Annotated in this window: 12 protein-coding genes; 5 read left to right on the forward strand and 7 right to left on the reverse strand. The window is 42.2% G+C overall.

Annotated features, from left to right (window positions below; translation table 11 throughout):
• Positions 1–85 precede the first annotated feature (85 nt).
• Together IQ13_RS09100 and IQ13_RS09105 are read left to right on the forward strand one after the other, a co-directional pair.
• Positions 86–1636 (forward strand): glycerol-3-phosphate dehydrogenase/oxidase, encoded by a 1551-nt coding sequence (locus tag IQ13_RS09100; protein ID WP_144886032.1) that lies wholly within the window; start codon positions 86–88, stop codon positions 1634–1636.
• Between the two features lie 120 nt (positions 1637–1756).
• A complete protein-coding gene (locus IQ13_RS09105; RefSeq protein WP_144886033.1) occupies positions 1757–2467 on the forward strand; it encodes an MIP/aquaporin family protein in 711 nt (236 codons plus the stop codon).
• Positions 2468–2535: 68 nt separating this feature from the next.
• On the opposite strand, the gene IQ13_RS09110 is transcribed toward IQ13_RS09105, so the two are convergent.
• The gene (locus IQ13_RS09110; RefSeq protein ID WP_144886034.1) at positions 2536–3150 is read right to left on the reverse strand and encodes a low molecular weight phosphatase family protein; all 615 of its coding nucleotides are present in this window, start codon (positions 3148–3150) and stop codon (positions 2536–2538) included.
• A 136-nt stretch (positions 3151–3286) separates the two neighbouring features.
• Between IQ13_RS09110 and IQ13_RS09115 the strand changes: the two genes are divergently transcribed.
• From IQ13_RS09115 to nifJ, 3 genes are all read left to right on the forward strand, one after another.
• Positions 3287–3550 (forward strand): hypothetical protein, encoded by a 264-nt coding sequence (locus IQ13_RS09115; protein ID WP_144886035.1) that lies wholly within the window; start codon positions 3287–3289, stop codon positions 3548–3550.
• Between the two features lie 87 nt (positions 3551–3637).
• Positions 3638–4819: a hypothetical protein gene (locus IQ13_RS09120; RefSeq protein ID WP_144886036.1), complete on the forward strand. Its 1182-nt coding sequence runs from the start codon at positions 3638–3640 to the stop codon at positions 4817–4819.
• Positions 4820–5123: 304 nt separating this feature from the next.
• Positions 5124–8699: a pyruvate:ferredoxin (flavodoxin) oxidoreductase gene (gene nifJ, locus IQ13_RS09125; RefSeq protein WP_144886037.1), complete on the forward strand. Its 3576-nt coding sequence runs from the start codon at positions 5124–5126 to the stop codon at positions 8697–8699.
• A 63-nt stretch (positions 8700–8762) separates the two neighbouring features.
• Here nifJ and IQ13_RS09130 read toward each other — a convergent pair whose 3' ends face one another.
• From IQ13_RS09130 to IQ13_RS09155, 6 genes are all read right to left on the reverse strand, one after another.
• Complete coding sequence (locus tag IQ13_RS09130; protein ID WP_144886038.1) at positions 8763–10139, reverse strand: tryptophanase; 1377 nt, start codon at positions 10137–10139, stop codon at positions 8763–8765.
• 241 nt (positions 10140–10380) lie between these two features.
• A complete protein-coding gene (locus IQ13_RS09135) occupies positions 10381–10623 on the reverse strand; it encodes a hypothetical protein (protein WP_144886039.1) in 243 nt (80 codons plus the stop codon).
• 52 nt (positions 10624–10675) lie between these two features.
• Positions 10676–11128 carry a DUF1569 domain-containing protein gene (locus IQ13_RS09140; RefSeq protein ID WP_144886040.1) on the reverse strand — a complete coding sequence of 151 codons (453 nt, stop codon included), beginning with the start codon at positions 11126–11128 and terminating at the stop codon, positions 10676–10678.
• Positions 11119–11526: a hypothetical protein gene (locus IQ13_RS09145; RefSeq protein WP_144886041.1), complete on the reverse strand. Its 408-nt coding sequence runs from the start codon at positions 11524–11526 to the stop codon at positions 11119–11121. The genes IQ13_RS09140 and IQ13_RS09145 overlap by 10 nt, the downstream gene beginning before the upstream one ends.
• Positions 11527–11589: 63 nt before the next feature.
• A complete protein-coding gene (locus tag IQ13_RS09150) occupies positions 11590–12993 on the reverse strand; it encodes an NADH-quinone oxidoreductase subunit N (RefSeq protein ID WP_144886042.1) in 1404 nt (467 codons plus the stop codon).
• Positions 12994–13001: 8 nt separating this feature from the next.
• Positions 13002–14492 carry a complex I subunit 4 family protein gene (locus tag IQ13_RS09155; RefSeq protein ID WP_144886043.1) on the reverse strand — a complete coding sequence of 497 codons (1491 nt, stop codon included), beginning with the start codon at positions 14490–14492 and terminating at the stop codon, positions 13002–13004.
• Between the last annotated feature and the right edge of the window lie 2 nt (positions 14493–14494).

Raw genomic sequence — 14494 nt, forward strand, 5'->3', positions numbered from 1 at the left:
GTTGTTCAACCTTAACCTGTTTCATTTAATTTGCACTTCAGAATTTTCGAACCAGAAACAAAAAACGTCAAACAAGAAACAGCTTTTGAATCGTTCGCAACAAATACAACAATTAAAAACCACCAACCATTGGGATATCATTATCATTGGTGGTGGCGCTACCGGTCTTGGTGCGGCAGTGGATGCTGCTGCCCGTGGCTATAAAACACTTTTACTGGAGCAGTACGATTTCGGCAAGGGAACATCCAGCCGTTCAACCAAACTCATTCATGGCGGTGTGCGTTACATGCAGCAGGGAAATTTCCGTTTGGTGCGTGATGCTTTGCGTGAACGTGGTTTGTTGCTGAAGAACGCACCGCATATTGCGCATCCGTTAAAGTTGGTGTTACCAGCTTATCGCTGGTGGGAGAAACTGTATTATGGTTTGGGGCTGAAGGTGTACAATTTTTTATCGGCCAAGTTGAGTTTGGGGCCAAGTGAAATTCTTTCAATCAAAAAAACACAGCAATACATTCAGGGGCTTGACGGAAAAAAGCTGAGCGGTGGTGTTGCTTATTTCGATGGACAGTTTGATGATGCCCGTTTATGTATTTCGCTGGCATTAACTGCTTCCGATATTGGCGGAACAGTATTGAACTATTGCAAAGTAACCGGCTTAATACATGATCTCGGCAAAGTAAAAGGCGTACATATTAAAGACTGTTTAACCAACGAAGAATACGAGGCAAGAGGAACAGTAGTGGTAAACGCAACCGGTGTGTTTGTAGATGAGGTGTTGAAGATGGATGATGATGGATTGGAACGATCGGTATCACCATCGCAGGGAATTCATATTGTAGTGGATAAAAAATTCTTTCCCGGCGAGCAGGCTTTGTTTATTCCACGTACCGATGATGGTCGTGTATTGTTTGCCGTTCCGTTTCATGATAAAGTAATTATTGGCACAACTGATACCAGCGTTGAAGCAGCAGAGATAGAACCAAAGGCATTAGAAGAAGAAGTGGAGTTTGTCATCAACCATTTTAAACGGTATGTACAAACCGGTTTGCAACGCAGCGATGTAAAAAGTGTATTCGCCGGATTACGCCCTTTGGTGAAAATACCCGGACAGAAAAAAACAGCTGTGCTTCCCCGTGATCATACCATTTGGGTATCGAAGGGCGGCATGATCAATATCAGCGGTGGTAAATGGACAACCTATCGTAAGATGGCGCAGGAAGTAATTCTGAAAGCACATTACGAAGGTGGACTTGCTTACACCCGTTGCCAAACGGAAACCATGAAGCTGCATGGCTGGATGAAGAAAGTTGATTTTACTGATCCGCTGCATTATTACGGCAGCGATGCAGCAGCTATCCGTTTCTTACAGCACCAGGGTTATTCGCAGTTGATTCATCCTGATTTGCCTTATACGGTTGCAGAAGTTTTCTGGGCTGTAGGTAACGAAATGGCAATGACTGTTGAAGACGTATTGAGCAGAAGAACAAGAGCGTTGGTGCTTGATGCAAAAGCAGCGATTGCTGCAGCACCACTTGTGGCCGATATTATGATGAAAGAGTTGAACAAAGATGAACAGTGGAAAGAACAGCAGCTGCACGATTTTTATAAAGTGGCAGAAGGATATGTGTTGAGGTAAGAAAGAAGTACGAGTTACGAAGAAAGAAGTACACCACCGTCTGACGCCCTCGTCTGACGGATTTTAAAGATTGGTCAAATCCGAAATCATACATCTAAAATCATAATCTTTATTTGCCATATGTCTCCTTTCGTTGCAGAATACATCGGTTCTATGCTCTTATTGTTATTAGGTAACAGTGTTGTTGCAAATGTGTTGCTCAGTAAAACAAAAGGTAATAACAGCGGATTAATCGTGATTGCTTTTGGCTGGGCGGTTGCAGTGTTTGTAGGCGTGTACAGCAGTGCCAATTACAGCGGCGGACATTTAAACCCTGCCATCACCATTGGTCTTGCAAGCATTGGCAAGTTTGAATGGAGCAATGTGCCTTCGTATATTCTTGCACAGTTTCTTGGAGCTATGACGGGCTCTGCATTAATGTGGCTGGCGTACAAACAACATTTCGATGCAACAGAAGATGCAGAAGCTAAGCTGGCTGTGTTTTGTAATTCACCTGCTATTTCCAGTGTATTTTACAATTTAGCAACAGAAACCATTGGCACATTTGTATTGATGTTAGGTGCGTTGCTCATTAGTGCACCTGAAGCAAAGCTCGGCGCATTGGATGCGTTGCCTGTTGCACTGCTTGTACTTGGTATTGGGGTGAGTTTAGGCGGACCAACCGGTTATGCTATAAATCCTGCACGTGATCTTGGTCCACGCATCATGCATTTTTTATTGCCCATTAAAAATAAACGCAACAGTAACTGGCGTTACAGCTGGATACCTGTGGTTGGGCCAATCATTGGTGCAGTGATTGCGGCTTTTTTTTTTCAATTGATACAGTCGTAAAGTTTTTCAACTAAGACGTCACTGCGAGGAACGAAGCAGTCTCCAGATTGACCAGTAATTTACTTTTGTTATTCAACCACTTTCGAAAATACATACAAACATTCCATCGCTATCTGATTACTGCGTTCAGTATATTTTTCGTTTTGTAGAATGGTATTGTCAAATGCTTTGGGATCGTTGTAGGTTGTGCCAATGCGTAAATCGCAACCGGGAATGAACGGACAATTCTCATCAGCATCAGAACAGGTCATTACCGCTGCAAAATTTTGGGTTGGATTTGCTTCGTGGTTATACAGCTTTGAAAAACAGGTGCTGAACTTGTCTTCAGTAAAAAATACATTGTACACAGGGTTATTGCTTTCGTCTGTTTTCTGAATTGTAAAACCTGCTGCTGTTAATGCGTTGATGGCATTCGGATTAAAAGCAGTTGCTTCAGTACCACCTGAAAATGTATGTACATTGTTTACGCCATAGTACGCTGCGGCTACTGCTGCCCATACCTGGCCTAAATGACTGCGGCGTGAGTTATGCGTACAAACGTAAATGAGATTGATGGTTTCATTCGCTGACTGTTTTACTTTGATATAGTCTGCAATTTTTTCCAGCAGTTGTTTGCGTGCTGCGGGTATTTCTTTAAAGTTGTTGGCAAGTGCAGCGCAACGTTCTTTTATCGGTTGAAACATGATGGAACTTTGTCTTGTTTGTTTTGCAATATTACAACGGATAGAAAGGCTGGTGAATTAATTTTATATTAGCAGGCAAGGAAGAGTAGATTAATTTTCCTGCGAACCCGAATTGATTATAACCCTAAAGCTCATTATGACATTCAACGAAGCATTCAATACATTTATTCTCCATCAGAAAGTAATTGGCTGGGGATTTCAGCAGCAGAAACGGGTGCAATTGCCGAATGGTTATTCTGCTTTTCCCTGCGGTTACTATACCGAATATGAAAACGGCTACAAACTGATTGCCAGTGGCGACCGTTTGGGCGAAACACCCATACAGGAAGCCATGATCTTAGACCCGAATGGGGTGCCGGTTGCAAGAGATACGGAAGATTTGAGAGAGGTGGAGTATTGAGTAATGATTTTTGAGGTCGCAATTTGCGACCTTAAGTTTGGATGAGATATGCTGAAATAGAAGTTGTATTCACATAAATACTGACAAATGAAATCATTTGTTCTTTTTCTTGTCTTATGCTGCTGTAGTTTTTATTCCTGCAATCGCTTCAATAGGCATCCGGATAGTTGCATGGAAAACCCAGATAAAGAACAGTTACTGATTTTTGTTGGCGAGAAGATTGAAGTGACCGAAATGGAACAAGATCATGAGTCAGACATTCCGTACCTTAAATTTAAAGCAAGGTATAAAGTATTGGATATTGTTTGTGGTGATTATGATGGTAACGAAATTACGTTTATAGGATACGATCATTATGGTATGCCTGCTTTTTCTGATTATAAAAACTGTATTCTTTATGTTCATAAAGACAGAGATACGTTTTATCATGAATCCTATTTATATGATGCTTTGTATAAAACAAAATCTGGCGAGTGGGCTAGCCCCTGCGCTCCTTCGAATTTCGCATTTGCTGACCCAACTGTTCAGAAAATGATCCCGAGGCCTGTTGATTTTGCAGAGGAAGTGTCGTTTGATGTAAAAGGTGGTTCAAGGAATTGGCTGAAGGAACATTATCCCAATCCTTATTATGAAATAAGAAATAAAAGAGCAATTGCTAAGTATGGCAATTATGTTGAAGAGGTGGTTGAGTTTAAAAAAAGGGGAGTGCTAAAAGCAAGGGGTTATTATGGAAAAACTGCTGATAATAAGATTAAAATCCAGGATGTAACATTAGCAGATATTAAACAGGTGGATGAGTCACAAATGCTGCAAAAAAACAAAAGTGAAATAGTTAAGGCTGCATACAGATTTTTTGATTTTTTAAGACGTCGGGATTCTGCTGCAGTTCGGCAAATGTCGTTTGACAGTGTTTTTTGTTCTATATGTGAAGAGCCAACACGTCGTGATTATGAAAATAATCTGGAAACGTTTGATAGTTTTTATGTTTCAATTAATAAGTATTTGACTTTTTCACAACTTGAACTCGAGATAAAGAATAAAGTGTTTGAAGTGTCTGCCCGAAAGATCGAGCCTGCGAAAGAAAATTCTTTAATAAGGAATACAGGGATTGAAGTCGTTTATTCTATTGATTTCACTGTTATTGAAAATTTTGACGGATATCGGTCAGAACAAAAGCATCGGTTTGAGTTTGTAAAGATGAATGGTGTTTATAAGTTTTATGGCATGAGAACTGAAGAGAATGGTGGTAAGTATGTAAGAGACTTTTAGAAACTCTGCTCCTTCTTTTTTATACAGTAAACCATACTTCACCTGCATCACAAGTTGTTGGTCGGGTGACACAACAACGGCAGCTCATAATCTTTAGCCATCTGTTCCTTTTCTGCACCATTGCCCCAAATGCCGCCATGAAAATGGAACCATCAACCGAGCGTGGCAACAGTTGATGCCATTATAATATACAGCCCGCTACCAAACCTGCCTTTCCTCATATCAATTAGCTTTTTGGCTGATGATGGTCATGTATCACCCTCCCGGGCTCGGGTAAATTCGTTGCTTCAAATAATAGTAAATCATGGAAGCAACAACCAACCTTGCAGTAACTGCAGAACCAGCGCAAAAGAACAAAGCTGTTTACGAAGTAATGGATGGCAATGAGGCCGCCGCTTACATTGCCTATAAGTGCAATGAAGTGTGCGCTATTTATCCCATCACTCCTTCTTCCACTATGGGCGAGTGGGCCGATGAGTGGAGTGCCAAAGGCATGAAGAATATTTTCGGCACGGTTCCCCGCATTATGGAAATGCAGAGTGAAGCAGGTGCAGCAGGTGCCATACACGGAGCGTTACAAGGCGGTGCTTTGGCATCCACCTTTACGGCATCGCAGGGGTTGCTGCTCATGATTCCCAACATGTTTAAAATTGCCGGTGAGTTAACGCCAACGGTATTTCATATTGCTGCACGTAGTTTAGCAACACATGCGCTTTCAATCTTCGGCGATCATAGTGATGTGATGGCAGTACGATCAACAGGTTTTGCGATGTTGTTCGGCAACAATCCGCAGGAAGTAATGGATATGGCGTTGATTGCACAGGCATCTACCTTGCGTTCAAGAGTTCCTTTCCTTAATATTTTTGATGGCTTCCGTACTTCGCATGAGTTGAATGAAGTTGAAGTAATCCCTGATGAAATCATTGAACGCATGATGGATATGGAAGCCATTCATGCACACCGTAACCGTGCATTGAATCCGAACAATCCTTCGATACGTGGTACTGCACAAAATCCTGATGTGTATTTCCAGAACAGGGAAGCAGCCAATACGTATCATGCAAATGTGCCGAACACAGTACAAACAGTGATGGATGAATTTGCAGTTTTAACCGGACGTAAATATAAATTGTACGAATACTATGGTCATGCGCATCCCGATCGTGTAGTTGTATTGATGGGCTCTGCTGCAGGCGCTGTAAAAGAAACCGTTGATTATCTGAACGCACATGGTGCACATGTAGGTATGATTGCTGTTCGCTTGTTCCGTCCGCTGGATGTGGAAGCTTTTATGGAAGCATTGCCAAAGAGTGTGGTGAGTATTGCCGTGCTCGACCGTTGTAAAGAACCCAACGGTATTGGTGAGCCATTGTACATGAATGTGGTGAATGCGTTGAACGAAGCGCAGGAAAATCATCATGCACATGTAATTGGCGGACGATATGGTTTATCGAGCAAAGAGTTTACACCGGCGATGGTAAAAGCTGTTTTCCGTGAGTTGAAAAAAGAACATCCGAAAAATCACTTTACCATCGGTATTGATGATGATGTTACACATACAAGTTTGGAATACGATAAAACATTTCACCTGGAAGAGCAACACCAGTTCCGTGGATTGTTCTTTGGTTTGGGTGCCGATGGTACAGTGAGTGCCAATAAAAACTCCATCAAAATCATTGGCGATAAAACCGATGATCATGTGCAGGGTTACTTCGTATATGATTCAAAAAAATCTGGTTCATTAACGGTGTCGCATCTGCGTTTTGGTAAGAACCCCATTCAATCAACTTACCTGGTACAGTCTGCAAACTTTGTGGCCTGTCATCATTTCAACTATTTAACCAAGTACGATATTTTAAAAGATGCAGAACCGGGCGCAGTGTTCCTCTTAAATGCTCCGTATGAAAAAGAAGAGTTGTGGAGTAAGCTGCCCAAGAAAATTCAGGAAGAAATTGTACATAAAAAATTAAAGTTCTATGCCATCAATGCGTACACCGTAGCAAAGGATGCAGGCATGGGTAACCGTATCAATACCATTCTGCAAACCTGTTTCTTCGCCATCAGCAATGTATTGCCACGTGAAGAAGCCATTGCAAAAATTAAAGAAGCCATTTACGATACCTATTGGAAAAAGGGTGAAGCGGTTGTACAAAAGAACTACGATGCCGTTGATCAAACCTTGGCCAATTTGTACGAAGTGGATTATGCACAATATGCCATTGGCGATAAACCAATTGATGCGCCTGTACCCGATGCAGCCCCTGATTTTGTAAAACAGGTGTTGGGTAAAATTATTGCCGGTGAAGGTGATGAATTACCCGTGAGTGCATTTCCTGTTGATGGCACCTTCCCAAGCGGAACAACCAAATGGGAGAAACGAAATATTGCAGATGCAGTTCCTGTTTGGGATACATCGTTGTGTACACAGTGTGGTAAATGTTTTATGATTTGTCCGCATGCAGCGATTCGTCCAAAAGTGTATGACAAAGCATTGCTGGCTGATGCACCCGATGGTTGGAAACATGTTGACCCGATTGGTAAAGAGTGGAACAAAGAAACAGAAGCCTACACCTTACAGGTATCAACAGAAGATTGTACCGGTTGTACATTGTGTGTGGAGTTCTGCCCGATTACGAGCAAAACAGATCCCGGTCATAAAGCCATCAACATGATGGATAAAACAGATATCCAGGAACAGGAAAAAGAAAACTGGGATTATTTCTTAACGCTGCCCGAAGTTGATCGTACAAGAGTGAACAAGAATACGGTGAAGGGTTCACAATTCTTCCAGCCGTTGTTTGAGTTCAGCGGTGCATGTGCCGGTTGCGGTGAAACACCGTACATTAAACTCTTAACACAATTGTTTGGTGAGCGAATGATTGTTGCGAATGCAACAGGTTGTTCATCCATCTTTGGTGGTAACTTACCAACTACGCCTTGGACAAAAAACAAAGAAGGTGTGGGTCCGGCATGGGCAAACAGTTTGTTTGAAGACAATGCAGAGTTTGGTTTAGGTATCAGCATGGCCAGCAATAAGAAAAAAGAAATGGCTTTGCAGTTGCTCGATGAATTGCGTCCGATGATTGGTGAAGAGCTGGCTGATAAGATCATCAATAACAACGGCACAACCGAAGCTGAGCTTGCAGAAAAACATGAGCTGGTAAAACAATTGAAAAACAGGTTGAGCCATGAACGTTCCATGGCTGCATTAAATCTGTTCCACCTGGCAGATTTCTTAGAAGAAAAATCAATCTGGATTGTTGGTGGTGATGGTTGGGCGTATGATATTGGTTACGGTGGGTTGGATCATATCCTCAGCACCGGTGAAAATGTCAACATCATGGTATTGGATACTGAAGTGTACAGCAATACCGGCGGACAAAAATCAAAATCAACACCAATTGGTGCAAGTGCGAAGTTTAGTGTAAATGGTAAGACAGCTGGTAAGAAAGATTTGGCGATGCAGGCCATTGCACACGGCACAGCGTATGTTGCACAGATAGCTATGGGTGGTAATGATATGCATACGATCAGAACGATTCTTGAAGCAGAAGCGTATCCCGGTCCATCGTTGATCATTGCCTACAGTCATTGTATTGCCCACGGTATTGATATGGCACATGGTGCAGAAGAACAGGACTTCGCCGTGAAGAGTGGTTACTGGCCATTGTTCCACTACAATCCGCTGAAACCAAAAGGCGAACGCTTTGTGGTTGATTCAAAAGATCCATCGTTACCATTGAGTGAATTCATGTACCATGAAAACCGTTTCAATGTCATTAAAGCAAAAGATCCTGCACTGGCTGCACGCTTCCTTGAAACAGCAGAAGAGTTGAAAGAGGGCAAGTGGCACCGTTTGCAAACATTGAAAGGATTGTAAGCAGATTAAACCCATATGAATAAAGCAAAGGGAGTTTCGAAAGAAGCTCCCTTTTTATTTTACTTATTCAACCGGTTTCAGCTTTGCTGTAAAATGCCTTAGCATCGGTGCTTCTTCTGTTATCACTAATCCTTTTATGTTGTTGCGTTTTGCAAACACTTCAATAATTACTTCGGCCACATAATCAATATGGCTTTGGGTATATACTCTTCTGGGTATTGCAAGGCGTACCAATTCCATTTGTGCAGGAATAAGATTGTTTGTTTCGTCATATTTGCCAAACATCAACGAACCGATCTCCACACTACGTATACCAGCTTCGGTATACAACGCACACACCAATGCCTGTCCTGGATATTGTTGTGGCGGAATATGTGGCAGAAAAGCTTTTGCATCCAGATATACTGCATGTCCGCCGCCCGGCTGCATCACCGGAACACCTGCATCAATTAATTTATTGGTGAGATATTCAATGCTGCGGATGCGGTATTGCAGATAAGGTTCTTCAAGCACTTCGTTTAAACCAATAGCAATGGCTTCCAGATCACGACCGGCAAGTCCGCCATAGGTTGGAAAACCTTCTGTAATAATGAGCAGGTTGCGGCATTGCATTGCCAGGGCTTCATCTTTCAATGCAAGAAAACCACCGATGTTGGCAAACGCATCTTTCTTGGCACTCATGGTACAACCATCCGCATAAGAAAATAATTCGTTGGCAATTTCTTTAATCGATTTATTGGCATAACCTTCTTCACGCAGTTTAATAAAGTAACAGTTCTCTGCAAAGCGACAGGCATCAATAAAGAACGGGATATTGTGTGCTGCACAAATTGCTTTCGCTTCTTTAATATTCTGCATGCTCACGGGTTGCCCGCCACCGGAGTTGTTCGTCACTGTCATGATCACCATCGGAATATTTGCAGCACCAACTCTTTCAATAGTTTGTTTCAACGCATCTACATCCATGTTGCCTTTAAATGCAGCTGGAATCGATGGATGTTTTCCTTCTTCGCATAACAGGTCAATTCCTTCTGCTCCGGAGAATTCAATATTCGCTCTTGTTGTATCGAAGAGTGTATTACTGATGAAATATTTTCCTTTGCCGCCGGTAATACTGAAGAGAATTTTTTCGGATGCCCGTCCTTGGTGTGTAGGAATAACAATGGGCATACCGGTGATATCACGTACCGCTTTTTCAAACCGGTAAAAGCTGGGACTGCCTGCATACGATTCATCGCCTTGCATAATGCCCGCCCATTGGCGACTGCTCATAGCACTGGTGCCACTGTCGGTGAGCAGATCGATGAGTACATGCTCCGAGTTTATTAAGAAGGGATTGTAGCTGGCTTGTTTGAGCAATTCGATGCGTTGTTCAGTTGTTGTGAAATAAATCGGTTCAACCGATTTTATACGGAAGGGTTCAATAATCGTCTTGATCATAACAGATTGGTTTATACTGTTGCGTTGTACAACAGTTGTATGAATAGAAGAGTAATGCACTGCAGTAAGCAGCATCATTTAATGTGATAGATAAAAAAGAAAATTGGTTCGGAGCGAACCGGATTGCATCGTTATGAAGGACGTCTGATAATATTTTTCCAGAGATTGGAAAGCATGTTGCAAAGATAGGAAGAAGGATGAAGCTTCTGCCTGATTTGTTGAACCGGAAGAAAGATTGTGTTTATTTTCTCGATTGCAATTCAGTCTTGATCTTTCTCATATTAGCAATGTTCATCATCAGGATTGGGAGGAACATTAGCGGCAAAATTGTAAACACAGAAAATCCTTTTTGTTGATAGCTTACCACTGCAGAAACAATCATAACACCAATTGATGCTGAAATAACAGCAATGGCAACACGCATCAGTTTCAGGTTTCTGTTGAGTTCTTCAGTGGTCATTTCAGAGATTTGTTTTTGTGCCATAGTTGTCGGTTTTGGTTGTGATGATTGTATGTATTGAATAACTGAAAGCGTTTTACGCCCCAAACTGCCGCAAATGATGATCAAGATGTTTCCACATACTCTTGCCCCATTGTTCGGCGGTCATTTTTCCAAAGAAGGGATGTACTTTATCGCCCACACCTGCAGCACCTTTTTCATAAAAAGCTTTGGTAATGGAAAGCATCTCTGCCTTTTCTTTTTCAAAATCCCGATCGTCTTTTACAATAAAATTGGGAGCAGTGGGCAAACTTTTGCCGTATGGCCTTGAATTATACAATGCAGGACGAAACAGCCAGGCAATATAACTGATGGGTTTCCGCTTCAGCGGTTTGCTGGTTAACGGTACTTTGTACGCTTCTTTGCAATGGGTAAGCATTTGTGCGGCCGTCATTTTGCCCCATTGCCGCTGATGATGGATGGTAAGATTTTGCAGGCGCTGATAGATTTCTTCAAACGCCTCCTGATCGAACATATTCTTTACTTCCATTTGCTGATGATTTCGTCTTCCGCAAAATACGGAATTGTATCATCATTGCTTTCTTCTTCCTGTTTCCAGTAAGCCAGTGTAACTACCTTTCCGTTTTTTGTTTTGAGCAAACGACCGAATATCGCATTGGTAGGATTGAAGGTAACATCGGTAACACCAACTGTAAACGTTGATGGAGGCGGCGGCGCTTCAACAGGAGCCGGAGCTGCTTCGCCCTCAACAGGCTTTGGTGCGGGTGCTGCTTTCGGTGGAGGAGAGGCAACTACCACAACTGTATAACGATTCTGTTCGAGCAGATTTTTTAAAAAGGCTACACGTTCAGGCGATGCATTCTTTTCTACGATTGCACACTTCACGCCATCTAACTCTTCAAACTCATGATTTTTATTAATAGCCATAAAAACAGTTTATAGTTTCTGGTTTCTTGTTGCGGTAACCGGTAACAAGTAACCTGTAACAGTTTATTTCAACAACGAGTAAATGTATTCATACGCACCGCTGATGATACCGGTAACAACAATACCTGCCATACAAACTGCCATCGAAATTTTCGGACTCCAGCTGATTGCCAATTTTTCAACAGGTGTTTCATTGGCATCCATAAACATGGCTTTGATGATGCGCAGGTAATAATAGAGCGATATCACCATGTTCAATGCTGCAACAATAATGAGCAGGTAATTGCCTTTGCTTGCACCGCCCAGCAGTAAAAAGAATTTACCAAAGAAACCAGCTGTTGGCGGTATACCTGCCAATGAAAACAACGCAATGGCCAATACCCAGGTAAGCGCAGGATTCGTTTTGTACAATCCTTTGTAATCATCAATGTTTTCTTTTCCGCTTGCTTCGCTTATCACATTAATAACTGCAAAGGCCGCAAGGTTCGAGAATAGGTACACCAATACAAAATAAACAACCGAACTGTGGCTTTCTATATTTGCGCCCGACATACCGATTAAAATAAAACCAACCTGCGATATAGAAGAGAAGGCAAGAAAGCGTTTGATATTTTGCTGACGGATAGCAAACAGGTTACCAACGATCATTGACAACACTGCCAGTACAGCCACAATATTGTACCATTGAAACAGCAGGTTGGCAAATACAGTAGACAATACACTCGTCATTACAAACAGCATACTGCCTTTTGAAATAACCGAAAGATAAGAGGTAACGGCAACAGGCGCACCTTCGTATACATCGGCTGTCCATAAATGAAACGGCACTGCTGATATTTTAAATCCAAAACCTGCAATCAATAAAATAAAGCCAAACAGAAACAATGGATTTTCGGAAGCAGCAACAGCTATGTCTGTGAAGTTTACTGAACCAACCATGCCATAGATCAATGAAATACCAAACAACAACAAACCCGATGCAAACGCCGAGCTCATGATGTATTTCATAGCTGCTTCGGATGAACGTTTTTTATCCAAATCGAAGTTGGCCAAGGCAGCCAACGGAATACTGGCCAGTTCAAGACCAACATAAAACATCAGCAGGTTACTGCTGCTCAGCATAAAGAACATACCCAGCAAGGTAGAAAGCATCAGCAGATAAAACTCTATGGCGTGTTTGTGTTTCAGCAGCCAGTTGTAGGCCTGTAACGAAATAAGCAATGTGCCGAGGTTGAGAATATTTTTTTCGAATCGCAGCAGATCGTTGGTTTGAAACATATCGCCAAACAGTGTTCCTTTTTCCTTGAAAAAGAAACCCGCTGCCAGGTTAACGACCAATAATATATTGACGAAGGAAAGCACTGTTTGACTGTTCCATTGCTTTGTACTCAGCTTCACAAAAAGCAATACAAAGATGATTGCTGTTAACAGCAGTTCCTGTTGAAGTAAAAGAAAAAAGATACTCATCGCTTAATTTACTTTATCGATCCAATCTTTTGCATCAGCACTTCGGTACCGGGATTAATTAAATCCGTTAACCAGAATGGTGCAATACCCATAATTAAAATTCCTGCCAGTAATACAACAGCTGCAGTTTTTTCGTGCCAGCCTGCATCGCTCAAACTCAAATGCTCGTTGTTTTTGATTGGTCCCATAATGCTGGAACCAACTGCACGTAAAATGTACACTGCTGTTACAACAATCGATGCACAGGCAACGATGGTTGCTGTATGATAGAATGCACCGGCACGTTGCCAGCTGCCCATGAACACGGTCATCTCTGCAACAAATCCACTTAAGCCGGGTAACCCAAGTGAACACAAACCTGCAATTACAAACACAGAAGAAATGAACGGCATTACTTTCAACAATCCGCCGAGTTGTGAAACCTGTCGTGTATGTGTACGGTCGTAAATCATACCGATCACAGCAAAGAAAAGAGCCGTCATTAAACCATGACTCACCATCTGCAGCACTGCACCATTGATGGACGTTTTTGTGAGCATACCAATACCCAGCAATACAAATCCGCAGTGACTAACCGATGAATACGCATTGATGTATTTCAGATCGGTCTGCATCATCGTCGCAAACGCTCCGTATAAAATAGCGATACATGCAAGCACAATAATGATGGTTGAATAATGTTGTGCAGCATCCGGCATCAGCCATGTTGCAACACGCAAACATCCGTAACCGCCAAGCTTCATGGAGATGCCTGCCAAAAACATCGAAGCTGCAGTTGGTGCACTCGAGTGACCATCGGGCACCCATGTATGAAACGGAAACAGCGCTGTGAAAATGCCAAAGCCGATAAATGCAAACGGGAAGAAGAAGCGTTGCAGATCACCCGCAAGCGGATTTGCCGCCAGCTTTACAATATCGAATGTATGTTCGCCATCCACATTGCTGTTGAAGAACAAACCTGCCAATCCAACAAACACCAATGCAGAACCGGCCATTAACATCAACGCCAGTTTCAACGCACTGTATTCTTTTTTACCACTGCCCCAGATACCGATGAGTAAGAATTTAGGAATCACCGCAACTTCCAGGAAGAAGAACATCAGGAATACATCGAGCGATAAAAAGAAACCATACGCACCTAAACTCAGGAACAACAGCAGGAAGAAAAATTCTTTGTATAACTTTTCCTGCTTCCATGATACCAATACACCTGCCAATACAACAAAGGAAGTAAGCAGGATCATGGCAACAGAAATACCATCTACACCCACATGGTAATGGATCTTTAAAGCATGATACCAGCTGTGATCGAGTTCAAACAAATAAGCAGCATTGTTTACTGCACGTTCGCCTAAAAACTGAATCAATAAATAAATGCTTAAACCCAATTGTGCTACAGCTGCTGCCAGTGCAACACTGCGTACCTGCTGCTGACCTTTCACTACCAATACCAGCAGTGAAAATACAAGGGGCAATATAAGAAGTAAGGATAAGTTCATAG

It is taken from the genome of Lacibacter cauensis (assembly GCF_007830055.1).
GTDB classification, from domain to species: Bacteria; Bacteroidota; Bacteroidia; order Chitinophagales; family Chitinophagaceae; genus Lacibacter; species Lacibacter cauensis.

What these genes read in the sequence shown, in the direction of transcription:
- IQ13_RS09105 (WP_144886033.1), top strand. Translation starts at nt 1,757, where the DNA reads ATGTCTCCTTTCGTTGCAGAATACATCGGTTCTATGCTCTTATTGTTA.
- IQ13_RS09110 (WP_144886034.1), bottom strand. Translation starts at nt 3,150, where the DNA reads ATGTTTCAACCGATAAAAGAACGTTGCGCTGCACTTGCCAACAACTTT.
- IQ13_RS09115 (WP_144886035.1), top strand. Translation starts at nt 3,287, where the DNA reads ATGACATTCAACGAAGCATTCAATACATTTATTCTCCATCAGAAAGTA.
- IQ13_RS09120 (WP_144886036.1), top strand. Translation starts at nt 3,638, where the DNA reads ATGAAATCATTTGTTCTTTTTCTTGTCTTATGCTGCTGTAGTTTTTAT.
- nifJ (WP_144886037.1), top strand. Translation starts at nt 5,124, where the DNA reads ATGGAAGCAACAACCAACCTTGCAGTAACTGCAGAACCAGCGCAAAAG.
- IQ13_RS09130 (WP_144886038.1), bottom strand. Translation starts at nt 10,139, where the DNA reads ATGATCAAGACGATTATTGAACCCTTCCGTATAAAATCGGTTGAACCG.
- IQ13_RS09135 (WP_144886039.1), bottom strand. Translation starts at nt 10,623, where the DNA reads ATGGCACAAAAACAAATCTCTGAAATGACCACTGAAGAACTCAACAGA.
- IQ13_RS09140 (WP_144886040.1), bottom strand. Translation starts at nt 11,128, where the DNA reads ATGGAAGTAAAGAATATGTTCGATCAGGAGGCGTTTGAAGAAATCTAT.
- IQ13_RS09145 (WP_144886041.1), bottom strand. Translation starts at nt 11,526, where the DNA reads ATGGCTATTAATAAAAATCATGAGTTTGAAGAGTTAGATGGCGTGAAG.
- IQ13_RS09150 (WP_144886042.1), bottom strand. Translation starts at nt 12,993, where the DNA reads ATGAGTATCTTTTTTCTTTTACTTCAACAGGAACTGCTGTTAACAGCA.
- IQ13_RS09155 (WP_144886043.1), bottom strand. Translation starts at nt 14,492, where the DNA reads ATGAACTTATCCTTACTTCTTATATTGCCCCTTGTATTTTCACTGCTG.